Genomic DNA, 24136 nt, shown 5'->3' on the forward strand with positions numbered 1-24136 from the left:
GTGCGTTCATGACAGTCACGGACAACGGCGCCGCCGGGGCTTCCATCCTGGACCCTGCCGGGCTGCGGCGATACCGGGCGGGCTTCGAGGAGGACGGTTTCACGGTGGTGCGCGGGCTCTTCGGGGCCGGCGAGATCGACCGGCTGTGCGGCGAGTTCGCGGCACTGCGGGCGGCCGGTCCGGTTCCGGGCCATTTCGAGCCGCGCGCGGCGGCGGACGTGCCGGGCGCCGATCCCCTGCACGTCTGGCCCCGGGTGATGCACCCGCACGAGATCAACGGCCTCGCGCGTGAGGTCCTGCTGGACGCCCGGCTGCGGACGGTGCTGGAGGCGCTCCTCGGCGAGGAGGTGCTGGCCGCGCAGAGCATGTTCTACTTCAAGCCGCCTGGGGCCCGGGGGCAGGCGCTGCACCAGGACAACTTCTATCTCCGGGTGGAGCCGGGCACGTGTGTGGCGGCGTGGGTGGCCTGCGACGTGATCGACCGGGAGAACGGCGGGCTGGAGGTCGTGCCGGGCACGCATCGCATGGACCTGTTCTGCCCGGAGCCGGCCGACTCGGACGTGTCCTTCGCCCGGGAGTTCGTTCCGCCGCCGCCGGGGCTCGCGCCGGTGCCGGTGGACATGGCGCCGGGGGACGTCCTGTTCTTCAACGGGAGCCTGGTGCACGGGTCGCAGCCGAACCGGGCGGCGGAGCGGTTCCGGCGGTCGTTCATCGGGCACTACGTGGGGCGGTCGGCGGAGCGGATCGGGCGGTACTACCGGACGCTGGCGATGAGCGGGGCCAGGGTGGAGCTGGCGGAGAGCGAGGGGGCGGGGCCCTGCGGCACGGAGTTCGCGCCGCAGGGCCCCCACTGAACCGCGAGACGCACGCTCAGTGCCCGGCGATGGGATGGGGGCCGTAGGGGCGCTCCAGCTCCTCCAGCTCCTTGTCGCTCAGCCGGATCTCCACGGCGGCCGCCGCGTCCTGAAGATGGCCGGGCCTGGAGGCGCCGACGATCGGGGCGGTCACCGTGGGCTGGTGGAGGAGCCAGGCGAGGGCGACCTGCGCGCGGGGGACGCCCCGCTCACCGGCGATGCGGGTGACCGCCTCGACGATGGTGCGGTCGCCCTCCTGGTACAGGGTGCTGCCGAAGGTGTCGGTGGCGCTGCGCTCGGTCGTGGTGTCCCAGTCCCGGGTGAGGCGGCCGCGGGCGAGCGGGCTCCAGGGCAGGACACCCACGCCCTGGTCCGCGCACAGGGGCAGCATCTCGCGCTCCTCCTCGCGGTAGATCAGGTTGTAGTGGTTCTGCATGGAGACGAAGCGCGTCCAGCCGTTCAGCCGCGCGGTGTACTGCATCTTGGAGAACTGCCAGGCGTACATCGAACTCGCCCCGATGTAGCGGACCTTGCCCGCCTTGACGACGTCGTGCAGGGCCTCCATCGTCTCCTCGACGGGGGTGTGCGGGTCGAAGCGGTGGATCTGGTACAGGTCGACGTAGTCGGTGCCGAGGCGGGTGAGGCTCCGGTCGAGCTCGGTCATGATCGCCTTGCGGGACAGTCCGCCGCCGTTCGGTCCGGGGCGCATCCGGCCGTGCACCTTCGTCGCGAGGACGATCTCGTCGCGGCGGGCGAAGTCGCGCAGCGCCCGGCCGACGATCTCCTCGCTGGTGCCGTCGGAGTAGACGTTCGCCGTGTCGAAGAAGGTGACGCCCGCTTCGACGGCCTGCCGGATCAGCGGGCGCGATGCCTCCTCGTCGAGGGTCCACTCGTGCGTGCCGCGGTCGGGGACACCGTAGGTCATGCACCCCAGACAGATCCGCGAGACGTCCAGGCCCGTCGAACCGAGCTTCACGTACTGCATCGTTGCTGCTCCTGCCTTCGGGAGGGTTCCATGGGGAGCGTACGTGCTGGTGTGCGCTCGAAGGCACGGGAAGGCGGGGCGCCTGCTGCCGGTGACCGTCAGCCGTGCTCGACCAGGTCCAGGGCCCGTTCCCACGCGAACTCCGGCCGCCCGCCGCCCTCACCGGGCTCTCCGGCGTACGGATCGCCGAACCGGACGCCCATCCCGCGCAGCCGTTCGAGGCTGTCCCGGTAGGCGGGGTGGGCCGCCAGCGCGTCGGCCACACAGGGCAGGACGGCGATCGGCACGCCGAGTCCCGCGACCTCGCAGAGGGTGCCCAGGGCGAGGGTGTCGGCTATGCCGGCCGCCCACTTGTTGACGGTGTTGAAGGTGGCGGGCGCGACCACCACGGCATCGGGTGCCGGAAAGGGGCGCGGTTCGCCGGGGGTTCGCCAGGCGGACCGGATCGGGCGGCCGGTCCGGGCCTCGACGGCGGCGGTGTCGAAGAAGCCGTTCATGGCGACGGGCGTCGCGATGACGCCCACCTCCCAGTCCCGTTCCTGTGCGGCGGTGATCAGTTCGCCGACGTCGGCGGCGATGCCGGCGGCGCAGACGACGACGTAGAGGAAGCGGGTGCGGGCGGCCTGTTCGGTCATCCGGGAAACCCTAGCGCCGCCCGGACTCAGCGGACGGGGAACGTGTCTCCGCGCTCCGGCTCCGGCCGGGGGCCGTGGATGCGGCGCTCCTTCTCCTCGATCCGCACGTCGTTGATGCTGGCCTCGCGGCGGGTCATCAGGCCGTGCTCGTCGAACTCCCACAGTTCGTTTCCGTAGGAGCGCCACCACTGCCCGTCGGTGTCCCGGCACTCGTACTGGAAGCGGACGGCGATGCGGTTGCCGTCGAAGGCCCAGAGGTCCTTGCGCAGGGCGTACTCCCGCTCGCGCTCCCATTTGCGGGTCAGGAACCCGGCGATCTCGGCGCGGCCGGTGACGAAGGTGTCGCGGTTGCGCCAGACGGAGTGCTCCGAGTAGGCGAGCGCGACCCGGTGCGGGTCGCGGGTGTTCCAGGCGTCCTCGGCGGCCTGCACCTTCTGAGCGGCGGTCTCGCGGGTGTAGGGCGGCAGCGGCGGCCGGTCGGTCATGGATCCTCCCTGACGACGAGGGAGAACGGGCGTTCTCCACCGGGCTGCTACCGTAGGAGAACGCTCGTTCTCGCGTCAAGGAGGGTCGTGGATGGACAGCGCAGTGGCCCGGGAGCGGGCGCTGGACGCCGCCGAGGAACTGTTCTACGGACGGGGTGTGCAGTCCGTCGGCATGGACGACGTCCGCGGCACCTCCGGGGTCTCCCTCAAGCGGCTCTACCAGCTGTTCCCGGCGAAGGAGCAACTGGTGGAGGCCTATCTGGAGCGGCGGGACGCGCGCTGGCGGGGGCAGCTGGCCGCGTACGTCGAGGGCCGCGAGGAGCCGGAGGAGCGGATCCTCGCCGTGTTCGACTGGCTCGGCGCGTGGTTCGGCGAGCCGGGCTTCCGCGGCTGCGCGTGGCTCAACGCGTACGGCGAGCTGGGGGCCACCTCGGAGCGTGTGGCCGCCCAAGTACGCTCGCACAAGCGGGCGTTCCGGGAGTACCTGGCCTCGCTCGTGGCGGCGGCGGGGCTGCCCGGCGCGCTGGCCGGGCAGCTGTTCCTGCTGGCCGAGGGCGCCATGGTCACGGCGGGCGTGACCGGGAGCGCCGAGCCCGCGGCCGAGGCGCGCGAGGCGGCCCGGCGGCTCCTGGACACCGGGTGAGCTCCGGTGTCAGCTCACCGTCTCGGACACGGTGATGGCGCCGACCGGGCAGGCGCGGGCCGCCTCCCGCAGCAGCGGGCTGCCGCTGTCCTCCCCGCCGGGCAGGAGGGCGCTGTAGCCGTCGTCGTCCTGGGTGAACACGTCCGGGGCGGTCAGGGCGCACTGGCCGGCGCCGATGCAGACGTCCTGGTCGATGTCGATGTGCATGTGCGGGGGCCTCTTACCAGGTCACGGGGAGTTCCAGCATCCCCTGGATCGTGTCGCCCGGCTTGAAGGGGATCTCCTCGGCGGGAGCGGCCAGGCGCAGGGTGGGCAGCCGGTCGAAGAGGCTGTGCAGGGCGATCTCCAGCTCGGCCCGGGCGAGGTTCTGGCCGAGGCACTGGTGGATGCCGAAGCCGAACGCGACGTGGTGCCGGGCCGGGCGGCTCCAGTCGAGCGTGTCCGGCTCGGGGTAGACCGTCTCGTCACGGTTGATGACGGAGGTCGCGAAGACCACCCCGTCGCCCTGACGGATCGTCGTCCCCGCCACCTCGATGTCCTCGACGGCGAGACGCAGCATGCCGTCCGCGATCGACAGCATCCGCATCAGCTCCTCGACCGCGGCCGGCAGCAGTCCCGGGTCCGCACGCAGCTCCGCGAGCCGCTCGGGATGCTGGAGCAGGGTGAAGGTGCCGAGCGAGATCATGTTGGCGGTCGTCTCGTGGCCCGCGACCAGCAGGATGAGGGCCATGGCGATCAGGCCCTCACGGTCGAGGACGCCCTCGCGCAGCTGCCGGTGGACCAGGTCGTCGAGCAGGCCGGTGCCGGGGTCGCGCTGTTTGCGGTCGATCAGCTCGCCGAAGTACGTCTCCAGCCGGTCGCGGGCGTCGAGTACGTCGGCGGTCTCCGGGCCGCGCAGCAGCCGTCGCGACTGGGCCTCGAAGAAGTCGTGGTCGGCGTACGGGACGCCGAGCAGGGCGCAGATCACCATGGACGGCACGGGCAGCGCGAAGGCGCTCACCAGGTCCGCGACGGGTCCCTCGGCGATCATCGCGTCGAGCCGTTCGTCCACGATCTGCTGGATGCGCGGCCGGAGTTCGACGGCACGCTTGAGGGTGAAGTCCCCGACGACCATCCGCCGCTGGGCGCGGTGCTCGGGGTCGTCGACGCCCAGCAGGGCCGTTCTGCGGTTGCGGATGCCGGCGAAGCGCCGGCTGGGAGCGGGGAAACCGGGCCGGTCGCGGTTGGACGACAGACGCGGATCGGCCAGCAGCGCGCGGGCGGCGGCGTGCCCGCTGACCAGCCAGGCCTCGCGACCGTCGAAGAGGGTGATGCGGGTCAGGGGGCGTTCGGTGCGCAGCGCGTCGTAGGCGGCGGGCGGGTGGTAGGGGCAGGTCCTGCTCTGGGGGAAGGCGACGGGTGCGGTCGTGTCCGTCATGAAGACCTCGCAGACGAGTAGTGCGTCGTGCCGATCTTCATTAGATGCCCCAGGCACCTATGAGGCGACGCGAAGTTCGGCCATGTCATCGACGGCGCCAGGATGGCCGGGGAATGCCGTCTTCCTGTTCGAGTACCGGGGATCGGAGCCCCTGTCACGGGGCAGGCGTCCTGGCCCGGGCAGGGGTGCGGCGAGGCCCGATCCGAAAACCGGTTGCCGGTCCGGCGGGGCAGGCCCCAGGATCCGGCCATGCCTACGTTCACCGTTCTCCCGCCGCTGTCCGTCGCCGCCCCTGCCGGGCGCCGACAGCAGCAGTCCGGCCGCCGGGGAGGACCGACGCCGCCGCGGTCATGACCGCCGCGCTCGTCGCGGGGCTGCTCGCCGGGTACGGCATCGCCGTCCCCGTGGGCGCCGTCGGGACCTACCTCGTCTCCCTCACCGCCCGCACCTCCCTGCGCACCGGTGTGTGCGCCGCGCTCGGCGTCGCCACCGCCGACGGGCTCTACGCCCTCGCGGCCACGCTCGGAGGGACCGCCCTGGCGTCCGCGCTGCGGCCGGTGCTCGGGCCGCTGCGGTGGGTCTGCGTGCTGGTGCTGCTCGCGCTGGCGGCATGGGGCGCCGCCACCGCCGTGCGCGAGTACCGGGGCCACCGGCTCGCGACCCGCACCGCTCCCGCTCCCCCGAGTCCCACCCGGGCCTTCCTGAGCCTGCTGGGCATCACCCTGCTGAACCCCACCACCGTCGTCTACTTCGCGGCCCTCGTGCTCGGTTCCCAGGCCACCGGCCCGGCCGGCCCTCTGGAGCAGGGCGTCTTCGTGCTGGCCGCCTTCGCCGCCTCCGCGAGCTGGCAGGTACTGCTGGCCGGGAGCGGAGCACTGCTGGGCCGGGCGCTGACCGGCCATCAGGGACGGCTGGCGACGGCACTGGTCGCGAGCGGGGTGATGACGGCCCTGGCCGTGCGGATGGCGCTCGCCCCGGGGTGAGGTCCGGCGCTCCCGGCCGGATCCTGCGGGATGCGGATGATTCCCGGGGGCACGGGTGTTGAAGACGGGTGGCGATGAGCCGCGGACGCGACGATGGGACGGATGCCATGCCTCTGGAAGGCGAGTACGAACCCAGCCCGACGCAGTGGGTGCGCAAGCAGGTGGAACTGTACGAGAGCTCCGGCGGCACGGAGGGGACGACGCTGCAGGGCTCGAACATGCCGGTCGTCGTCCTGACCTCACGCGGCGCCAGGAGCGGCAAGCTGCGCAAGACGCCGGTCATGCGGGTCGAGCACGAGGGGCGTTACGCCGCGGTGGCCTCCCTCGGCGGGGCGCCCCAGCACCCCGTCTGGTACTTCAACATCCTGGCCGACCCGCACGTGGAGCTCCAGGACGGGCCGGTGAAGCAGGACATGACCGCCCGTGAGGTCACGGGCGAGGAGAAGGCCGCCTGGTGGGAACGGGCCGTCGCGGCGTACCCGGCGTACGCCGACTACCAGAAGAAGACGGACCGGGAGATACCGGTGTTCGTCCTGGAGCCGTCCGAGGGCGGCTGAGGCCTCCCCGGCTGCCCGCCACGGGCAGCCGGGGAAAAACTTTCCGCCCCGTGGGTGTGAACCGGCCGCGACGGGGCACGCGAGGTTCAGGCCCCGCCGCGCTCCCCCGTCGCGGCGGGGCTTTCCGCTGCCTCCCGGGCAAGGCGGTCGGTCACGTCGAGGAAGATCTGGTCGGCCTCGGGCACGGTCCGGGCTATGGATCGCTTGATGCGGACGGCGACCTCCTCCACCCGCTCGCTGTCCAGGCCGGGCACCAGGTCGACGCGGGCCGCCACCAGAGCCGTGTCCAGTCCGGTCTTCATCGTGAACAGCGCTTCCACACTGTCGATCTCGGGCTGTGCCCGCAGCAGCTCCCGGATCCGCCCGCTCGTCTCCGGGTCGGCCGCCTCGCCGATCAGTTGGTCCCGGGCTTCGCGGCCCAGCCGGAAGGCCACGTAGACCAGCAGCGCGCCGATCGCGAGCGAGGCCGAGGCCTCCCACACCACCTGGCCGGTGACCATGTGCAGCGCCATGCCCGCGATGGCCAGGGTGACGCCGAGCACCGCGGTGCCGTCCTCGGCGACGACCGTCCGCAGGGCCGGATCGCGCAGCCCGGCGCCCGTGCCGCCCTGCCGGCGCACCTGGTACAGCGCCCGCAACAGTGAACCGCCCTCCGCGAGGAGGGCGATTCCGAGCACGATCAGGCCGGCCACATAGCCGCCGAGTTCCTCCTCCGCACCGCTCGTCAGGGCCTCGAAGCCCTGGAAGAAGGAGAAGCAGCCGCCCATGACGAAGATCCCGACGGCCGCGAGGAGCGACCAGAAGAACCGCTCCTTGCCGTAGCCGAAGGGATGACGCCGGTCGGCGGGGCGGCGGCTGCGGCGCAGCGCCGCGAGCAGGAACACCTCGTTCAGGCTGTCGGCCACCGAATGGGCCGCCTCGGACAGCAGGGCGGGTGATCCCGCCGCCAGGCCGCCGATGGCCTTGGCCACCGCGATCACCAGATTGGCCGCGAGCGCCACCAGCACGGTGACGCGTGTCTTGTGATCACTTCCTTCATCAGTCACCCACGCCGATTGCCCCGGTCGGGGGTACTCACACCGTGCCGTCGGCGGAAAACGGGGAACGCGTTCACCAGGGCCCACGTACGGCAAGGAGGTCGTTCCCATGAGCCGCGACGACGGCGACGACGGCAACACCGGCTACGGAAGGAGGGCGTTCAAACGGTCCAAGGCGCATTTCGCGGACCGGGTCACCGCGGACGGCCGGGACGGCTGGCCCGTGGAGGCCGGCCGCTACCGCCTGGTCGTCAGCCGTGCCTGCCCCTGGGCGAGCAGGTCGCTGGTCTCCCGTCGGCTGCTCGGCCTGGAGGACTCGCTGTCCCTGGCCGTGGCCGACCCGATCCAGGACGACCGCAGCTGGCGCTTCACGCTGGACGAAGACGGCCGCGACCCGGTCCTCGGCATCCGCTTCCTGAGTGAGGCGTACGACCGCCGGGAGTCGGACTATCCGGGTGGTGTCAGTGTGCCGGCGCTCGTGGACGTGCCCAGCGGCCGGCTGGTGACCAACGACTACCAGCAGCTCACCCTCGACCTCGCGACCGAGTGGACGGCCCTGCACCGGGAGGGCGCGCCCGACCTGTATCCGGACGCGCTGCGCGACGAGATCGACGAGGTGATGGCGGACGTCTACGAGGACGTCAACAACGGCGTCTACCGGGCGGGGTTCGCCACCGGGCAGGAGGAGTACGAGGCCGCCTGCACGGGTGTGTTCCGCCGGCTGGAGCTGCTCGCGGAGCGGCTGGAACGGCAGCGCTACCTCGTCGGGGAAACGATCACCGAGGCGGACATCCGGCTGTTCACCACGCTGGTGCGTTTCGACGCCGTCTACCACGGCCACTTCAAGTGCAACCGCTGGAAGCTGACGGAGAACCAGGTGCTGTGGGCGTACGTCCGCGACCTGTACCAGACGCCCGGGTTCGGCGACACCGTCGACTTCGACCACATCAAGCGCCACTACTACCAGGTGCACACCGGCATCAACCCGACCCGCGTCGTCCCCCTGGGCCCGGACCTGTCCGGCTGGCTGACGCCGCACCACCGCGAGGAGCTGGGCGGCCGGCCGTTCGGTGACGGCACACCGCCCGGGCCGGTCCGTGCCGGGGAGCGGATACCGGCGGCGCACACCCCCTGACCACCTTCACCCACCTCAGACATCCAGGAGTTCCCGTGGCAAAGAAGAAGAAGTTGTCCCTCGCGTACAAGCCCCTGGGGTTCGTGCTCGGCTGGTCGGGCGGCTGGCTGTCCGGGCTCGCCTTCCGTAAGACGTGGATGGCGATCCGGCACGAGGAGGACGCGCCCGACGCTCTGGACAAGGACCGCGGCTGGGGCGAGGTCCTGCTGGCCGCCGCGATCCAGGGCGCGATCTTCGCCGTGGTGCGCAGCGCCGTGGACCGCGCGGGCGCCAAGGCCATCGAGCGCTCGACCGGCACCTGGCCGGTCGGCGAGAAGGGCGGCCGGGACTGACCGCCGCCCGGCCCCGCCCGGCGGCCGCCGGGCGGGGCCGGGCCGCGCTCCGCCGTTCGCCTTGATCGTCTACATGGTGAGGTGCGATTCGAGGCGCAGCACCGCCTGGTCTTCCCGCACCAGCTGCTCCTGGCCGCGTTCGCCTTGTTCACCGCCGGTCTGCTGGTACGGCGCCTGGCCGACGTGAAAAAGCCCGCTCATGCCTGAGTACGCCGGGGTCGCGGCCCTAGTCACCGCCGCCGTCACCTGGACCCTGAGCGACCTTCCCGTCACCCAGCCACGCGCGGCGGCCCCGCCGGCCGCCCTGGCCGTCACCGTCGGCCTGCACCTGTGGCGTCGCAAGGCGCTGCTGAGCATCCTCGCCGGCACGGCCGTCCACGTGACCCCGGCCAGCTCTTCACGGGCTGACGCGGGATCCGGCCGTTGCCGGCGACCGGCGGGACCTCTCGCTCAGCCCTGCTTGGGGGCCGTCGGCGCGGTGCGGCGCAAGGTGAAGGAGTGGCCGGCCGGATCGGCGTAGCCGCGCTCCTCCAGAGGGCCGGAGGGGTCCTTGGCCTCCAGGGGGCGGCCGCCGAGGCTGATGACGCGGCGTTCCACCGCGTCGAGGTCGTCCACCACGAACTCCAGATGGGCCTGCAGGGAGTTCTCGGGGCGCGGCCAGCTGGGCGGGGTCGCGTTGACGTCCCGGCGCAGTGCGATCCGGAAGCCGTCGGCGCTCTTGATCTCCACCCGGTTGGCGGTGGCGTCCGACTCCTCCCCCTCCAGCAGTTCCTTGTAGAACACGGCGAGCTTCTCGGGCTCGGCGCAGTCGAGCACGAGGACCCCCGCTTTCACCAGTGCCATGTCTCCTCCGCAGGATTCCGGCCGCGGGGCGGTCGTGCCCCGCGGATCCGTACCTTGCGGATATCCCGGTCCGGCGGATTCAGTCGGTCTTCAACCACCGTCCGTCGCGCATGAGTTCACGGCCGTCGAGTTCGTCGGCCTCCCGCCAGGCCTGCACCCGCCGCGGCACGACGCGGAAGTAGAGGTACGGCGTGGCGAGCCGGCGGGGGTCGAACCCGGTCTTGGCGGCGAAGAGTTCGGCGTCCTGCTCGGTCAGCTCGCCGGGCTGGACCGTTTCGACGGTGCCCTCGACGAGGACGACGTCCCGGGTCGGCCCGATGCCCACCCGGGCCCGGCCGGATGCGGCGAGGTTCCGTCCGGTGGGGCTGGAGGCGGGCGTGGCGAACAGCAGGTACGAGCCGTTCCAGAGGAAGGACAGCGGGACGAGGTACGGCGTCCCCGTCGCGCCGTCGGCCGTGGCGACCCACGCGTCCACGTCGTGGTCCAGGCGGTGCAGGGTGTCCTTCTTGCGCTGCTCGGCGCTGCGTACGGGTGCGGACGTCATCGCGGTGGGCCTCCTGACGGGTCGTCGAACGGACTCGGACCAGTGTGGCGCCCGGTACCTGGAACGTGTGACACGACGGTGCCCGGCCGGCTCCCGCGGCCGGGCACGGTGCGACAGCGCTACACGGCGAACTCGACCGGCAGGCTGTCCAGCCGGGATTCCCACGTGGAGGCGGTCGAGGAGAGCTCCTCCGGCGGCACGGCCAGGGTCAGGCCCGGCAGGCGGTGCAGCAGGACGTCCACCGCGATCTCGATGATGGACTGGCCGATGCCCTGCCCCGGGCACTCGTGCGGACCCGAACTGAACGCCAGGTGGGCCTGGTTGCCCTGGAGCGAGACACCCGTGTCCGGCCGGACGTCGGGGTCGGAGTTGCCCGCCGCGAGGCCCAGGACCAGCAGGTCGCCCTCCTGGATCTGGTGGCCGCCCAGCTCCAGGTCGCTCGCGGCGAACCGGCCCGGCAGCACGGCCAGCGGCGGGCTGTTCCACATGACCTCCTCCACCACGGCCGAGACGTTCAGCTGGCCGCTGATCAGTCCGGCGAGCCGGGCGGTGTCGGTGAGGATCAGCTGGAGCACCCGGGCCAGCAGGTTGCTGGTCGTGGTGTGCGCGGCGATCAGCACCAGACGCAGATGGCTGACCACCTCGTCCTCGTCGAGAGCGGCCGCGTGCCCCAGCAGGGCGGTGGTGAAGTCACCGCCGGGCTCGGAGCGCTTGCGCTCGGCCAGTGCGCCGAGGATCTCCATGATGCGCTCGTTGTGCGCGAGGGCACCCTCACCGCCCTTGAAGACCTGGGCGCAGGATTCGACCAGGTCGCGGCCCTCCGCCTCGGGGAGCCCGAGGATGCGGGAGAGCACCAGCATCGGCAGGTACTCGGCGTAGTCCGACACGAGGTCGGCGCTGCCGGAGTCGGCGAAGGCGTCGATCTGCTTGTTCGCGAAGTGGGTCGCGTGGCGCCGGATACCGCGGGCGGTGGCCGCCTGGAGCCCGTCGGTGACGGCGGCGCGCAGCCTGCGGTGCGGCTCGCCGTCCTGGGAGACGCAGTCCGGCCGCCAGCCGATCATCGGGATCAGCGGTGAGGTCTCGTCGACGCGCCCGTCGGCCCAGTCCCGCCAGATCCTCGCGTCCCGGCTGAACTGGCGGGGGTTGTCGAGCACCCGCCGGTTGTCGCGGTATCCGAGGACCAGCCAGGCGGCCACGTCGCCTTCGAGCAGCACCGGCGCGACCGAGCCGTGCTCCTTGCGCAGCCGCTCGTAGATGCCCATCGGGTCGGTCGCGGCGTCCGGGCCGTACAGCCTGGTCATCTCGGCGCCGTGGTGGGCGACGGGGCAGCCCCGCACGGCCGGGAGTCCGGATTCGGTCGAGTCGTTCATCGGGGCTCCAGGGCCACGGCCGAGCGTTCCTTCAGATGGTGGATCAGTGCGACCAGGACGTCCCGGCTGGAGGCACGGTCGCGGGCGTCGAAGGCCACGACCGGGGTGTGCTCGGGGATGTCCAGGGCGTCCCGGATCTCCTCGACCGGGTAGTTCCGCGAGTCGGGAAAGACGTTCAGCGCGACGACGAAGGGGACTTCCAGCCGCTCCATCTCCTCGATCGCCCGGAAACTGGACTCCAGGCGGCGCGTGTCCACCAGGACGACCGCGCCGAGGGCCCCTTTGAACAGCCCGTTCCACAGGAACCAGAACCGTTCCTGCCCGGGCGTGCCGAACAGGTACAGCACCAGGCTCTCGTTGATGCCGATCTTGCCGAAGTCCAGGCTGACGGTGGTCTGCGTCTTGTCGGCGACGCCGATGAGGTGGTCGACGTCGGCGCTGGCCTGGGTGAGGGTCTCCTCGGTGGTGAGCGGCTTGATGTCGCTGACCGACCGGACCATGGTGGTCTTCCCGGTGCCGAACCCGCCGGCGATCATCACCTTCACCGAACGGGTGTCCCCGGCCGAGCCTCCGGGTTGGTCAAAGCCTTTCAAGTCCACTGAGTACCTCCTCAAGGAGCGCGAGGTCGGGCCCGCGGCCGGCGTCGTGCGCCGGGATGGGGTTACGGGCTTCGACGCGACCTGCGTCCAGCAGGTCCGACAGCAGCACCGCGAGAATGTTGAAGGGGAGCCCCAGGTGAGCGCCGAGTTCGGCGACCGACAACGGGTCGCGGCAGCGGCGGAGGATCTCCTCGTGCTCGTGCTGCATACCCGGTAACGGGGCGGCGCGGGAGACGACCAGGGTCGCCACGTCGAGGCTCGACGCCGAACCGCCCGGTCCGCTGCGCCCCCCGGTGAGGACGTAGTAGCGCTCGAGACCGGACGGGTCCGACGGTCTGCGGGGAGCACTCATCCAGAGTGCTCCTCCAGGCGCGGAGTGGTGCCGAGGAGCTCACCCATCCTGCGGGCCAGGTCCCTCATCTGGTGTCCGAGCAGGCCCTGGTCGAGGCCTTCCCTGGCGAGGACACCGAGGTACGTCTCCACACCCGCGCGCACGACGAAGAGGTGCCCGCCGTCCACCTCGATCATCGCCAGGCGCAACTGCCCGGCGTACTTGGGGAACTGCTCGGCGACCGGCTGGGCCAGGGCCTGCAGGCCGGCCACCACGGCCGCGAAACGGTCGACGTCGTCGGGGTCTTCGGCGCCGTAGGAGGTGATGGCCTTGCCGTCACTGGAGGCCACGAGGGCGAAACGGATCTCCTGGATGCTCTCGACGAGGTCGCGGAGCGCCCAGCTCACGTCTGTTCCTTGTTGCGTCATGAGGACTAGTCGCTCTCTTCGGTGCGGTGCTCGGTGTTCTCGCGGCCGGCGAGGGTGTCACCGTCGTCGGCCGGCTCGACGGCCTGTGCCGCGTCGCGCCCGGCGGTGGCGAAGGCGGCGAGACCCGAGAAGGACGCGTCCGGCGGGACGGCGGCGACGGTGCCCCGATCGGCCCGCTCGGCCGGCCTGGGCGCCTCCGTCTCGTTCCGCTTGCTGCGGCGCCGGGGCAGTCCGCCGGGCGTGGTCTCCGCGGTCTCCGCCTGCACGGCCCGTGGTTCGGGCACGGTGGCCCTCTCGCGGGCCGGGGCCGCGGTGGCGCCGGCGGTGCGCACCTCCGGGGCGGGCGCGGCCGGGGCGGGCGCGGCCGTGGGCAGCGGGCTGAAGTACTTGTGCGGGACCACGACCACCACGGAGGTGCCGAGCCACGGCGAGTCCGCGAAGGTGACGCGGATGCCGTAGCGGCGGGCGAGGGCACCGACGACCCGCAGGCCGATGTTGGCGTCCTCGGTGATGCCGCCGAGGCCCGCGCCGGGCGCGGTGCCCGCGAGGGCGTGCTCGGCCTCGCGCTTCTTCTCCTCGCTCAGGCCCTTGCCGGAGTCCTGGATCTCGATGCCGACGCCGTTGGGCACCTCCTTGCCGGAGATGAGCACCGGCTCGGTGGGCGGCGAGTAGCGGGCCGCGTTGTCCAGGAGGTGGGCCAGGATCAGCGTGAGGTGGTCGACGAGACCGCCGTCGACGCCGAGTTCGGGCAGGTGGCGCACCTGGATCCGGTGGAAGTCCTTGATGCGGCCGATGCCGCCGCGCACCACGCTCAGCAGCCGCTGCGGCTCCTGCCACTGCCGGCCGGGGCGGTCGGAGCCGCCGAGCACGCCGATGCTCGCGGCAAGCGAGTCGGCGGGGCCGAGCTCCTGGTCGAGCTCCATCAGGCCCCGGGCGACGGCCGGCAGCCGGCCGTGCTCGCCCTGCATCTCGTGGAGACGGCCGCGGAGCTTGCTCGTCAGCACGTGGATGCGGTTGCCGATGCTGATCACGGCCTGTTCGGCGGAGGTGGAGCGGTCGAACTCCGCCTCCAGACCGATCAGGGAGGTGCGCAGCAGCTTGCGCAGTTCGGCCTGGAGCTCCGAACTGACCTTGGCGCACTGGTTGACGGTGGGCAGCAGGTCGTCGATGGCGTCGCCGGCGCGCAGCTTCGCCATTGCGTCGGGCAGCTGCTCGTCAGCGAGCCGGGCGACCGCGGCGAGCTGGTGGGAGAGCTGTTCCTGCCAGACCTCGGACTGGCCGGCGAGCTGGGCCTCGTAGGAGGCGGCCTGCTCGGTCAGCCGTTCCTCATAGGCCCGGGACCGGTCGGCGAGCTGCGTCTCGTACGTCGCGCTCTGGTCGGCCAGGCGCCGCTCGTACGCCGCGTTCTGCTCGTTGAGCTGGGATTCCAGGCTGGCGCGCTCGGCGGCGAACTTGCGTTCCAGGCCCGCCACATGCTGCTGCCACTGCTGGTTGTGCTCGGCCTGCGTGGTGCGGAAGGAGCCTTCCGCCCGGTGCAGTTGTGCCCGGGTGCGCAGCAGCAGCCGTACGCACACGGCACCGGCCGCAGTCGCCGCGACTCCGGCTACGGCCGCGATTATTCGATCCGAGCTCATGAACGTGGCGGCAACGGTCCCGCCGCCCAAGCCCAGCGGCATCAACCACCAGCTGTACCAGGCGACAGGGGTCCGCGCCGCCGGTGGCGGAGTGGCGAGTTCCATCTGCATCCTTCGAAGCAACACGATCGAACGGGGGGGTGTGGATCGCACTCATGAGTACGCACCGCGAGTTGACTGGACGCGATCGCGTCAACTCGCAGCGCCGTTGGGAACCATATCGGGTTTGGACCCCAAAGGATCAATCTCGACCCCCTCCGGGCGTGAGGGTTCCGTCACGCTCCGAGAGAAGGCAACAGGTCGACAAATGGCTTTGCTGTCAGTGGAATTGGTGCCGCGTCAGGTGGATCTGCGTGAGCGACGCCGAGGTCAGCGGGCGGTCTGGAACGTGCGGCGGTAGGCCTGCGGTGAGACACCGATCGCCGCGTTCAGGTGCTGGCGCAGGGAGGCGCCGGTCGCGAAGCCGACCCGGCCCGCGATCTGATCGACCGTCAGGTCACTGGACTCCAGCAGATGCCGGGCCCGCGCCACGCGCTGCTGGATCAGCCAGCGGCCGGGACTGAGACCCACCTCGTCGTGGAAGCGGCGGGCGAAGGTGCGCTGGCTCATCCGCGCGTGACCGGAGAGGTCGGCCAGGGTGAGCGGTTCACCGAGGCGCTCCAGAGCCCAGGCGCGGGTGGCGGCGGTGCTCGCGGCGCCCTGCTCGGGGACGGGCTGCTCGATGTACTGGGCCTGGCCGCCGTCCCGGAAGGGCGGGACGACGCAGCGGCGGGCCACGGTGTTGGCCAGGTGGCTGCCGTGGTCCTTGCGGACGAGGTGCAGGCAGATGTCCACGCCGGAGGCGGCCCCGGCGGAGGTGAGGAACGGGTGGTCGTCGACGAAGAGCACGTCCGGGTCGAGGTCGACCCGCGGGAACATCCGCCGGAAGTGGTCGGCGACCTGCCAGTGGGTGGTCGCCCGGCGTCCGTCGAGGAGCCCGGCGGCGGCGAGGACGAAGGCGCCGGTGCAGATGGAGACGATGCGGGTGCCCGGGCGGATGAGCGCGAGCGCGGCCAGGACGTCGCCGGGCACCTCGTCGGTGAGCCGGTCGGGCGCGACGGGCGCGATCACCACCGTGTCCGCCGTGGCCAGGGCCTCGGGGCCGTGCTCCACGGTGACGCCGAAGTCCGCGTTGGTGCGCACCGGACGGCCGTCGACCGAGCAGGTGAGGACCTCGTAACGGCCGTCGGCCGCGCCGAGGATCCGGCTGGGGATGCCCAGCTCGAAGGGGTACACCCCGTCCAGGGCCAGGACCACCACTCGCTCACGTCGCATGGCACGATCGTATCGAATGTTGGCAATCTTGCCATTGGCGCGGGGGCCGCGGACCGGCACGCTGGTTGACCATGAGCACACAGAACACGATGCGAGCCATCAGCCAGGACGTCCTCGGCGGCCCCGAGGTCCTCAAGGAAGTGGAGACCGAGCGCCCGGTGCCGAAGCCGAACCAGGTGCTGGTCCGGGTGCGGGCCGCCGGGGTCAACCCGACCGACTGGAAGCACCGGGCGACCGGCGGATTCCTGGGCGAGCCGCCCTTCGTCCTCGGCTGGGACGTCTCCGGGGTGGTGGAGGCGGTCGGCATCGGCGTGGCGGCCTTCGCGCCCGGCGACGAGGTCTTCGGCATGCTGCCCTATCCGTACGGGCACGGCTCGCACGCCGAGTACGTCATCGCCCCGGTCCGCGCCCTCGCCCGCAAGCCGGCCGGAGTCGACCACACCCAGGCGGGCGCCCTCCCGCTGGTCTCGCTCACCGCCTGGCAGGCCCTCACCGAGCACGCGGACCTCCGGCCCGGGCAGCGGGTGCTGATCCACGCCGCGGCGGGCGGGGTCGGGCACGTGGCGGTGCAGATCGCCAAGGCGCGCGGCGCGTACGTCATCGGCACCGCGAGCGCGGGCAAGCACGAGTTCCTGCGCGAGATCGGCGTGGACGAGGCGGTGGACTACCGGGAGACGGACTTCGCCGAGGCCGTCAAGGACGCCGACGTCGTCCTGGACACGATCGGCGGCGACAACGCCCTGCGCTCCCTGCGCGTGCTGCGCCCCGGCGGTGTCCTGGTGTCGATCCTCCCGGGTGGCTCGGACGACCTCTACGAGGAGGCCGAGAGGCTCGGTGTGCGGGCGCTGCGGATGCTGGTGGACGCCGACCGCAGCGGAATGGAGGCGATCGCGGAACTGGTCGGGGCGGGGAAGCTGCGCGCCACGATCGCCGGCACCTTCCCGCTGGCCGAAGCCGCCGAGGCACACGCCCTCGGCGACACGGGCCGTACGACGGGGAAGCTGGTGCTGCTGAACGACTGAGCGCGCCGACCCGGGCGCGGGGCCCGTCCCTGTGCCTTGCTTCTTGATGGCGGGCTTCTCGGGGGCGGCCTCAACCTCGCACCAGGGAGCGCGCAGGCCCCGGGGCCTGCGCTTCCGGCCGGTCCGCGGCACGGGCCACGGCTCCGCGCTCCCTGCGGGTCCACCACGGCGGCGCACCACGACACGCGTAACCGGCCACCGGCCGGCCGGGGCGTGCCGGGCTGCCCGCGGGCGCGAGTGGCCCGGCCGGCCGACGAGGGGTGAACCCGCCGGCCACGGCTCCGCCGCCGGGCCGGCGGGCGACGCCGGGCACGGCGTAGGCCTGGACGGCTCCGCCGGGTGACCGCGAGAGCGTCGGGACGGGCCCGGCCGGGCCCGTCCCGACGAGCGCACAGCGGCACCCACCGGTACCACCCGAGCCGCTCCGGGAGTCACGCCGCCGTCGGCGGGGGCTCACGCGCTCGTGCCCTGCCCGATCGCCGAGCGGTCGACGCACCGGCCTCGAAGGCCGGGCACCGCCGGATGCCGCGACCGCGTCAGAACGTCAGGACCGGCTTGATCGTCTTGCCCGATCTCATGTCCTGGACCGCCCGGTCGATGTCCCCGAAGGGGTAGGTGCTGATCAGGCGGTGCAGCGGGAGGCGGCCGTCCCTCACCAGGCGGACCAGGGCCGGGATCATGGTCTGGGTCTCGCTGTCGCCGAGGGTGAGGCCGACGATGCGCTTGCCGCCGAGGAGGCCGTTGACGTCCAGGGCGACCTCGGTGCCGAATGGCGGGGCGCCGACGACGACCAGGGTGCCGCGCGCGGCCAGCGCGTCGACGCCCTGGCGCAGGACGCCGACGTTGCCCGTGGTCTCGACGACCCCGTCCGCGCCCTGGCCGCCGGTGATCTCGGCGAGGGCCGGGGCGAGATCCGCCACGCTCGTGTCGACGGTGTGGGTCGCCCCCAGTTCCCCGGCCAGCGACAGGCGTTCGGCGACCCGGTCGACGGCGACGATCATGGTGGCCGGGGTGAGGGCCGCCGCCATCACGGCCGACAGGCCGACCGCCCCGGCGCCCAGGACGACGACCGTGCCCCCGGTCTCCGGCTTCAGGACGTTCCACACGGCACCCACACCGGTCTGCACGCCGCAGCCCAGCGGGGCGATCGACGCCAGCGGCACGTCCGGGTCGACCTTGACGAGGCTGCGCTCGTCGGCCAGGGCCAGTTCGGCGAAGGAGGACTGGCCGAAGAAGTGGCCGCCCAGGGCCTCGCCGTCCCGGCTGATGGTGCTCGTGCCGTCGGCGCGGCTGCCGCCGATCAGGTTCAGCGGCAGCCAGGTCGCGCAGTACGCGGGGTGCCCGCCGCGGCAGTTGCGGCAGTCGCCGCAGGAGGTGAAGGAGAGCAGGACGTGGTCGCCCGGCGCGACGCCGGTGACGGCGGAGCCGACGGCCTCGACGACGCCGGCCCCCTCGTGGCCCAGGACGCCGGGCAGCGGGAAGGGCAGTCCGCCGCTCGCCACGCCCAGGTCGGTGTGACACAGACCGGCGGCGGTCATGCGGACCAGCGCCTCGTGCGGGCCGGGTGCGTCGAGGACGACGTCGGAGAGGGTGAAGGGCGCGCCGCCGGACTCGACGACCGCGGCTCGGGTGGTGGTGGGCATCGCGATGACTCCTGGACGGTTCTCAGTCGAGCGAGACGACGACGGACTTGACCTTGGTGTAACCGGCGAGGGCCTCGGGCCCGTACTCGCGGCCGTAGCCGGAGTCCTTCACCCCGCCGAAGGGCACCGCCGGGTCGAGCATCGCCCAGTCGTTGACCCAGACGATGCCGGCCTGGAGCCGGCCGGCGACCCGGTGCGCGCGGGCGAGGTTGCTGGTCTGGACGCCCGAGGCCAGGCCGTAGGGCGTGGAGTTGGCGAGGGCGACGGCCTCGTCCTCGTCGTCGAAGGGCTGCACGGTGAGGACCGGGCCGAAGATCTCCTCCTGGACCACGCGGGAGTCGTTCGCCAGGTCGGCGATGACGGTGGGCTTGTAGTAGTAGCCGCCGTCGAGGTCGAGCCGTTCGCCGCCGCAGACGACGCGGGCGCCCTCCATGCGGGCCAGGGCGACGTACTCCTCGACCTTCTTCAGGTGCTTCTCGGCCGCCATCGGGCCGATGACCGTGGCCGGGTCGCGCGGGTCGCCGATGGGCACGCCGGGCACGGCCTCGGCGAGGATGCCGAGCAGGGTCGGGTACACCGAGCGGGCCACCAGCAGGCGCGGGCCGCCCATGCAGAACTGGCCGGTGTTGAAGACGAAGCCCTTGATGACCGCGCCGACCGCCTTCTCCAGGTCGGCGTCCTCGAACACGATGTGGGCCGCGTTGCCGCCGAGCTCCATGGTGACGGGCTTGAGGGCCTCCCCCGCGACGCTCGCCACGTGCCGGCCGATCACGGTGGAGCCGGTGAAGGCGACCTTGTCGACGCCGCGGTGGCGCAGCAGCGCCTCGCCGGCCACCGGGCCGGTGCCGGTCACGACGTTGACCACGCCGTCGGGGACACCCGCCTCCTGGAACAGCCGGGCCATGTAGAGGGCGCTGAGCGGCGTCTCGTCGGCGGGCTTGTGGACGACGGTGTTGCCGGCCGCGAGGGCGGGGGCGAGCTTGGAGCCGGCGAGGATCAGCGGGAAGTTGAACGGGGTGATCGCGGCGACCACGCCGAGGGGCTCGCGCCTGGTGTAGGCGAGGGCGTTCATGGGGGTCTCGCGCAGGGCGCCGTCCTGGCTCTGGGCGAGGTTCGCGAAGTACTCGTAGTCGTTGGCCGCGTTCGTCACGTCGACCGCGCCGCACAGCGTGATCGGCTTGCCGACGTCGAGGCTCTCCAGTGCGGCGAGCTCGTCGGCGTTCTCCCTGATCAGCCCGGCGACACGGTGCAGCACCCGGCCGCGCTCGCGGCCGCTCAGACCGGACCAGGCACCGTCGTCGAAGGCCTCGCGCGCGGCGCTCACGGCGGCGTCGACGTCGGCGGGACCCGCCTCGGCGACGGTGGTGACGGCCGTGCCCCGGGACGGGTCGACCACCTCGGTGCGCGCTCCGTCGGCGGCCTCGCGCCATCGGCCCCCGATGAACAGCTGCCCGGGTGTGCTCTCGAAGGTGGTCATCGCCACTCCTCAGCGTCGTCGCCAAGATTTCAACAAACAGGATTCCTGTCTGTGCGCAGTCTCTTTACGGACAGGTTTCCTGTCAATGGTCTAGCCTGCCCTCATGCTCGACACACAGGTGACCAAGGCACCCCCTTCCCTGCTCTACATGGTCAAGCAGGTGGAGCTCGTCGTGCGCTCCCACCTGGATGAGCTGGTCAGACCTTCCGGCATCACCGCTCTCCAGTACACCGCGCTGACCGTGCTGGAGCGGCATGACGGACTGTCCGCCGCCCAGCTGGCGCGCGACTCCTTCGTCACCGCCCAGTCCATCGCCGACCTGGTCCGCTCCCTGGAGGGCCGCGGGCTGGTGCGCCGGGAGCGCAACCCCCGCAACCGCCGGGAGCTGCTGATCCTGCTCACCGACTCCGGCCGCGAGCTGCTCGCCCGGCACGCCGGACCCGTCCGGGAACTGGAGGAGCGGATGGTACGCGACCTCACGGCGCACCAGACGGAGCAGTTCCGCCAGGCGCTCACCAGGGCCTGGCACGCCCTGCAGTAGCCGGAGCGCGCCCCTGCGGCGCCCCCCGCGTACGCCCCGGCGTGAACCTCGGCCAACTCGGCCGGAATTCAAAGACATATGTCAATCGAACATGCTCAAATTCACCCGTTGGAGGGTAACTTGCAGGGCGGGGAACGGCGTTGAGCCGTGGCCCCTCCCACGCATGGAGCAGGCTGGAGGCGATCTCGTCGTGCGGCAGGAACCTGCACCGCTCACCCGGCATCTGCGCGTCCGCCAGGAACGTGGGCACACGGTGCTGGAGTTCCGCGGCGAGATCGACCTCGCCGCGGCCGCGGAGATCGCACCGCACCTGGACCGGGAGACGGAGCGCCCCGCCGCCCGGGTCGTGATCGACCTCAGCGGGATCGACTTCTTCGACTGCTCCGGGCTGCGGCTGCTGTACCGGGCCCGCAGCCGGGTGCTCGACCGGCGGGGATACGTACTCCTGGTCTGCGCGCACCCGCTCACGCTGCGCGTCCTGCGGATCACCGGCCTGGCCCGGATCCTGCCGCCGCAGCCCACGCTGGACGCCGCGCTGGAGCAGCCGGAGGCCACCTCCCGCCCGTGACGGGCATGCGCCCCGCGTACTTCCGCCGGGCCCGTTCACTCTTCAACTCGCCGGTCTGGCGCGGGTTGTGGCGGGCATCCGGACAGTAGGAAGGAGGGCCGTCGCATGACGACTCCCGTCAAACGCCTCCCCAGGCGCATGCCCGGCTGGGCGAAAGTGGTGGCCGCGCTCGTGCTGGTGCTCGTGGTGTTCTTCGCCGGGGTCCGGCTGAGCGTGATCCCGGGTCTGAAGGACCTGTTCGGTACCGACACCCACGACCGGTCCGGCCCCGCGCTGCTGAAGTCCATCCAGGACATCAGCCGTTACGACGCCGCCTCCGGCAACTTCCAGGTCGTCGTCGACCTGGAGAAGGACGCCAAGCTGCTGCCCGACGCCATCCGCGGCACCCGCACCCTGTACGTCGGCGCGGGCACCGTCGACGCCTATGTCGACCTGGGCAAGATCGGCGAGAACGACGTGAAGGTCAACGGCGACCGCACGTCCGCCACGCTCCGGCTGCCCCACGCGCAGCTGGGCAAGCCCGCACTCGACCCCGACCGCTCCTACGCGGTCTCCAAGCAGCGCGGTCTCTTCGACCGCCTCGGCGACCTCTTCTCGGACAACCCCAACGGCGAACAGGCCGTGCAGAAGCTCGCGGTGCGGCACATCGGCGACGCGGCGAAGGAGAGCGAGCTGACCGCCCGCGCCGAGTCGAACACCACCGGCATGCTCGAAGGCCTGCTGCGCTCCCTGGGCTTCAAGGAGGTGCGCGTCTCCTACGGGACCTGACCGGCTTCCGTACGCGGCGGAACCCCGCCAGGAGTGCTCCGGCCGAACGCGGGAAACGGAGGGTGGGGGCGATCCCCGGCGCTGCGATCCCCGGCGCTCGGCCCCCGGCGAAGCCGCCGGGGGCCGTGGCCGGGAACGGACCCCCCCACGGCATCGTCGGCCCGCCCGGGGGTAACCGCCTTGTCACGCAGGGAAGTTGAAGACTGGAGGACCGAATGGTCAGTGCAGCCTCACGTCCCCGGACCACCGGGTCCGGGAGCGAGCGACGCCCGCTCCCGCTGCCCGTCCGGCTGCTGGCGATGCTGTGCGCGTTCACGTTCATGGTCGCCTTCGCCGTGGTGCTGGCCCGGCTGACCCTGCAGCCCTCGCCCGCCTCGGAGGCGCTGACCCACAGCAATCTGACGCCGGGCAGCTCCCTGAAGGCCTACCTCGACCAGCCCGAACTGCGCGACGCCGTCAAGCAGATCGGCGGCAACATCCTGCTGGGCATCCCCTTCGGCGTCCTCGTGCCCGTGGTCGCCCCCCGCACCCGCGGCATCCTGCGCGTGCTGCTCCTGACCGCGACCGTGATGCTCCTGGTGGAGTTCGCCCAGGGCGCGCTGGTCACCGGCCGCGCCTTCGACATCGACGACGTGATCCTCAACACGACGGGCGCGCTCATCGGTTACCTGCTCGTGGGGCGCCGCCTCAGCAGGGCCGTCCACGCACGCAGGCCCCGCCGGGGCCGGGCGGGAGAGAAGCCGCCGGCCGGCAAGGCGTAGGGAGCACCGGGCCTGGAGCGTTCACGCGTTAGTGCACGGTCCAGGTGAACTTGTCTCCCCCCACCCACCGGATCGCGTCCGGGTCGTCCATGTCGTGCACGGTGATGCCGAACGCGGCCGCGGCCGCCAGCACGTCGGTGACGGCCCGGGCCTCCCCGACCACCTGGCCGTCGATCTGCACGATCCGGAACGGCGGTGTGCCCGGTTGTACCCCGAGCACCAAGATCCGCGGGTGGGATATGTACGGGCTCGCGCTTTCGGTCATGCATCGAGCGTAGAACGCAAAAGGCGGCCGCGCGGGTTCAGGGACGGCGCCAGTCGTCACCGGTGAGGTGCGAACCGGCCTGCGGACCCATCCGGAGCATCCCGCCGTCGACGCTCCAGGACGCTCCGGTGACGTACGAGGCGTCCGGGCCGGCGAGGAAGGCGATGACGGCGGCGACCTCCCGGGCGTCACCGGGCCGGCCGAGCGGGATGCCCGGGCGGCTCTCGGTGTGCGGGTCGGTGTCCTCCTGCCCGGTCATGGGCGTGGCGATCTCGCCCGGGGCGACGGCGTTGACGGTGATGTGGTGCTCGGCCAGTTCGAGCGCCATGACCTGGGTGAGCAGCCCGAGACCGCCCTTGGCGGCGCAGTAGGGGGCGGCGCCCACCCGTGGCTGGTGCTCGTGCACGGACGTGACGTTGACGATCCGGCCCCCCTCGCCGTGCCCGATCATGTGCCGGGCCGCCTTCTGCCCGCACAGGAACGGCCCGACGAGATCGACGTCCAGGACCTCGCGCACGTCGGACAGCTCCAGGTCCAGGTAGGGGGTCATGGTGCCGGTCCCGGCGTTGTTGACCAGCACGTCGATGCGGCCGAGCCGCTCGCACAGGTCGTCGACGGTGTCGGCGGCGTCGGGCAGCCGGGTGAGGTCCATCCGGGCGACCTCGGCCCGCTGCCCGTGCGCACGCACCTCGTCGGCCGTCTCCTCGGCGCCCTTGCGGTCGCTGTGATAGGTGATGCCGACGTCCATCCCCGCCCGCGCCAGGTGTACGGCGGTGGCGCGGCCGATGCCGGAGTCGGCGCCGGTGATCACGGCGACCTTGCTGGGGGACGCGCTGGGGGCGGACATGACGAGCCTCCTCGTCGGCGGGGCCGGGACGAGGCATCGCAGTACCCAGGGGGGCACCGGGCAAACCGTCCGCCCGTCGTGCGGCCCGCGAGGCACTGGGGAACCCTTGAGGTGGAGG

The 24136-nt window shown here is 72.2% G+C and carries 30 protein-coding genes; 12 read left to right on the plus strand and 18 right to left on the minus strand.

Features of this window, described 5'->3' with window-relative positions; genetic code table 11:
* Positions 1-8 precede the first annotated feature (8 nt).
* A complete protein-coding gene (locus HNR57_RS32550; protein ID WP_184565783.1) occupies positions 9-854 on the plus strand; it encodes a phytanoyl-CoA dioxygenase family protein in 846 nt (281 codons plus the stop codon).
* Between the two features lie 16 nt (positions 855-870).
* On the opposite strand, the gene HNR57_RS32555 is transcribed toward HNR57_RS32550, so the two are convergent.
* From HNR57_RS32555 to HNR57_RS32565, 3 genes are all read right to left on the minus strand, one after another.
* Complete coding sequence (locus HNR57_RS32555; RefSeq protein ID WP_184565785.1) at positions 871-1839, minus strand: aldo/keto reductase; 969 nt, start codon at positions 1837-1839, stop codon at positions 871-873.
* Positions 1840-1937: 98 nt separating this feature from the next.
* Complete coding sequence (locus HNR57_RS32560; RefSeq protein WP_184565787.1) at positions 1938-2474, minus strand: flavoprotein; 537 nt, start codon at positions 2472-2474, stop codon at positions 1938-1940.
* Positions 2475-2500: 26 nt separating this feature from the next.
* On the minus strand, positions 2501-2959 hold the full coding sequence (locus HNR57_RS32565) for a nuclear transport factor 2 family protein (protein ID WP_184565789.1): 459 nt from the start codon (positions 2957-2959) through the stop codon (positions 2501-2503).
* Positions 2960-3050: 91 nt separating this feature from the next.
* Here HNR57_RS32565 and HNR57_RS32570 point away from each other — a divergent pair, with 91 nt between their 5' ends.
* Entirely contained in the window at positions 3051-3602 is a 552-nt protein-coding gene (locus HNR57_RS32570) for a TetR/AcrR family transcriptional regulator (protein WP_184565791.1), read from the plus strand.
* A 9-nt stretch (positions 3603-3611) separates the two neighbouring features.
* On the opposite strand, the gene HNR57_RS32575 is transcribed toward HNR57_RS32570, so the two are convergent.
* Together HNR57_RS32575 and HNR57_RS32580 are read right to left on the minus strand one after the other, a co-directional pair.
* Positions 3612-3809, minus strand: coding sequence for a ferredoxin (locus tag HNR57_RS32575; RefSeq protein WP_184565793.1), 198 nt, complete (start codon positions 3807-3809; stop codon positions 3612-3614).
* 13 nt (positions 3810-3822) lie between these two features.
* The gene (locus HNR57_RS32580; protein WP_184565795.1) at positions 3823-5019 is read right to left on the minus strand and encodes a cytochrome P450; all 1197 of its coding nucleotides are present in this window, start codon (positions 5017-5019) and stop codon (positions 3823-3825) included.
* 350 nt (positions 5020-5369) lie between these two features.
* Here HNR57_RS32580 and HNR57_RS32585 point away from each other — a divergent pair, with 350 nt between their 5' ends.
* Positions 5370-6002, plus strand: coding sequence for a LysE family transporter (locus HNR57_RS32585; RefSeq protein ID WP_184565797.1), 633 nt, complete (start codon positions 5370-5372; stop codon positions 6000-6002).
* Between the two features lie 107 nt (positions 6003-6109).
* Entirely contained in the window at positions 6110-6559 is a 450-nt protein-coding gene (locus tag HNR57_RS32590) for a nitroreductase family deazaflavin-dependent oxidoreductase (protein WP_184565799.1), read from the plus strand.
* A gap of 86 nt (positions 6560-6645) precedes the next feature.
* Here HNR57_RS32590 and HNR57_RS32595 read toward each other — a convergent pair whose 3' ends face one another.
* Positions 6646-7566 (minus strand): cation diffusion facilitator family transporter, encoded by a 921-nt coding sequence (locus HNR57_RS32595; protein WP_184566005.1) that lies wholly within the window; start codon positions 7564-7566, stop codon positions 6646-6648.
* Positions 7567-7705: 139 nt separating this feature from the next.
* On the opposite strand from HNR57_RS32595, the gene HNR57_RS32600 reads away from it, so the two are divergent.
* The 3 genes from HNR57_RS32600 to HNR57_RS40410 all read left to right on the plus strand — a co-directional run bounded on the left by HNR57_RS32600 (position 7706) and on the right by HNR57_RS40410 (position 9270).
* On the plus strand, positions 7706-8731 hold the full coding sequence (locus HNR57_RS32600; RefSeq protein WP_184565801.1) for a glutathione S-transferase family protein: 1026 nt from the start codon (positions 7706-7708) through the stop codon (positions 8729-8731).
* A 35-nt stretch (positions 8732-8766) separates the two neighbouring features.
* Positions 8767-9063, plus strand: a complete 297-nt coding sequence (locus HNR57_RS32605) for a DUF4235 domain-containing protein (protein WP_184565803.1) — start codon at positions 8767-8769, stop codon at positions 9061-9063.
* A gap of 81 nt (positions 9064-9144) precedes the next feature.
* On the plus strand, positions 9145-9270 hold the full coding sequence (locus HNR57_RS40410) for a hypothetical protein (RefSeq protein WP_281403929.1): 126 nt from the start codon (positions 9145-9147) through the stop codon (positions 9268-9270).
* Between the two features lie 243 nt (positions 9271-9513).
* On the opposite strand, the gene HNR57_RS32610 is transcribed toward HNR57_RS40410, so the two are convergent.
* From HNR57_RS32610 to HNR57_RS32645, 8 genes are all read right to left on the minus strand, one after another.
* Positions 9514-9906 carry a VOC family protein gene (locus HNR57_RS32610; protein WP_175436367.1) on the minus strand — a complete coding sequence of 131 codons (393 nt, stop codon included), beginning with the start codon at positions 9904-9906 and terminating at the stop codon, positions 9514-9516.
* A 79-nt stretch (positions 9907-9985) separates the two neighbouring features.
* Complete coding sequence (locus HNR57_RS32615; RefSeq protein ID WP_184565805.1) at positions 9986-10450, minus strand: pyridoxamine 5'-phosphate oxidase family protein; 465 nt, start codon at positions 10448-10450, stop codon at positions 9986-9988.
* A 119-nt stretch (positions 10451-10569) separates the two neighbouring features.
* Positions 10570-11820, minus strand: a complete 1251-nt coding sequence (locus HNR57_RS32620) for a cytochrome P450 (protein WP_184565807.1) — start codon at positions 11818-11820, stop codon at positions 10570-10572.
* Complete coding sequence (locus HNR57_RS32625; protein ID WP_184565809.1) at positions 11817-12419, minus strand: GTP-binding protein; 603 nt, start codon at positions 12417-12419, stop codon at positions 11817-11819. The genes HNR57_RS32620 and HNR57_RS32625 overlap by 4 nt, the downstream gene beginning before the upstream one ends.
* Positions 12400-12771 carry a DUF742 domain-containing protein gene (locus HNR57_RS32630; protein ID WP_033308582.1) on the minus strand — a complete coding sequence of 124 codons (372 nt, stop codon included), beginning with the start codon at positions 12769-12771 and terminating at the stop codon, positions 12400-12402. Before HNR57_RS32630 ends, HNR57_RS32625 begins: the two co-directional genes overlap by 20 nt.
* Positions 12768-13178, minus strand: a complete 411-nt coding sequence (locus HNR57_RS32635) for a roadblock/LC7 domain-containing protein (RefSeq protein ID WP_003994857.1) — start codon at positions 13176-13178, stop codon at positions 12768-12770. Before HNR57_RS32635 ends, HNR57_RS32630 begins: the two co-directional genes overlap by 4 nt.
* Before the next feature lie 5 nt (positions 13179-13183).
* Positions 13184-14917 carry a sensor histidine kinase gene (locus HNR57_RS32640; RefSeq protein ID WP_184565811.1) on the minus strand — a complete coding sequence of 578 codons (1734 nt, stop codon included), beginning with the start codon at positions 14915-14917 and terminating at the stop codon, positions 13184-13186.
* A 264-nt stretch (positions 14918-15181) separates the two neighbouring features.
* Positions 15182-16126, minus strand: coding sequence for a GlxA family transcriptional regulator (locus HNR57_RS32645; protein WP_184565813.1), 945 nt, complete (start codon positions 16124-16126; stop codon positions 15182-15184).
* A 71-nt stretch (positions 16127-16197) separates the two neighbouring features.
* On the opposite strand from HNR57_RS32645, the gene HNR57_RS32650 reads away from it, so the two are divergent.
* Complete coding sequence (locus HNR57_RS32650; RefSeq protein WP_184565815.1) at positions 16198-17148, plus strand: NADP-dependent oxidoreductase; 951 nt, start codon at positions 16198-16200, stop codon at positions 17146-17148.
* Positions 17149-17684: 536 nt separating this feature from the next.
* Here HNR57_RS32650 and HNR57_RS32655 read toward each other — a convergent pair.
* Both HNR57_RS32655 and HNR57_RS32660 read right to left on the minus strand, forming a co-directional pair.
* Complete coding sequence (locus tag HNR57_RS32655) at positions 17685-18791, minus strand: NAD(P)-dependent alcohol dehydrogenase (RefSeq protein WP_184565817.1); 1107 nt, start codon at positions 18789-18791, stop codon at positions 17685-17687.
* A gap of 22 nt (positions 18792-18813) precedes the next feature.
* A complete protein-coding gene (locus HNR57_RS32660) occupies positions 18814-20268 on the minus strand; it encodes an aldehyde dehydrogenase family protein (protein ID WP_184565818.1) in 1455 nt (484 codons plus the stop codon).
* Between the two features lie 103 nt (positions 20269-20371).
* Here HNR57_RS32660 and HNR57_RS32665 point away from each other — a divergent pair, with 103 nt between their 5' ends.
* The 4 genes from HNR57_RS32665 (at position 20372) to HNR57_RS32680 (ending at position 22906) form a co-directional block, all read left to right on the plus strand.
* Positions 20372-20809, plus strand: coding sequence for a MarR family winged helix-turn-helix transcriptional regulator (locus tag HNR57_RS32665; protein ID WP_184565820.1), 438 nt, complete (start codon positions 20372-20374; stop codon positions 20807-20809).
* 163 nt (positions 20810-20972) lie between these two features.
* Positions 20973-21377, plus strand: coding sequence for an anti-sigma factor antagonist (locus HNR57_RS32670; protein WP_184565822.1), 405 nt, complete (start codon positions 20973-20975; stop codon positions 21375-21377).
* 105 nt (positions 21378-21482) lie between these two features.
* Positions 21483-22145 (plus strand): DUF4230 domain-containing protein, encoded by a 663-nt coding sequence (locus HNR57_RS32675; protein WP_184565824.1) that lies wholly within the window; start codon positions 21483-21485, stop codon positions 22143-22145.
* Between the two features lie 215 nt (positions 22146-22360).
* Positions 22361-22906 (plus strand): VanZ family protein, encoded by a 546-nt coding sequence (locus HNR57_RS32680; protein ID WP_184565826.1) that lies wholly within the window; start codon positions 22361-22363, stop codon positions 22904-22906.
* Positions 22907-22934: 28 nt separating this feature from the next.
* On the opposite strand, the gene HNR57_RS32685 is transcribed toward HNR57_RS32680, so the two are convergent.
* Complete coding sequence (locus HNR57_RS32685) at positions 22935-23171, minus strand: hypothetical protein (RefSeq protein WP_184565828.1); 237 nt, start codon at positions 23169-23171, stop codon at positions 22935-22937.
* 37 nt (positions 23172-23208) lie between these two features.
* On the minus strand, positions 23209-24018 hold the full coding sequence (locus HNR57_RS32690) for an SDR family oxidoreductase (RefSeq protein WP_184565830.1): 810 nt from the start codon (positions 24016-24018) through the stop codon (positions 23209-23211).
* Between the last annotated feature and the right edge of the window lie 118 nt (positions 24019-24136).

It is taken from the genome of Streptomyces paradoxus, from assembly GCF_014202475.1.
Lineage (GTDB): Bacteria > Actinomycetota > Actinomycetes > Streptomycetales > Streptomycetaceae > Streptomyces > Streptomyces paradoxus.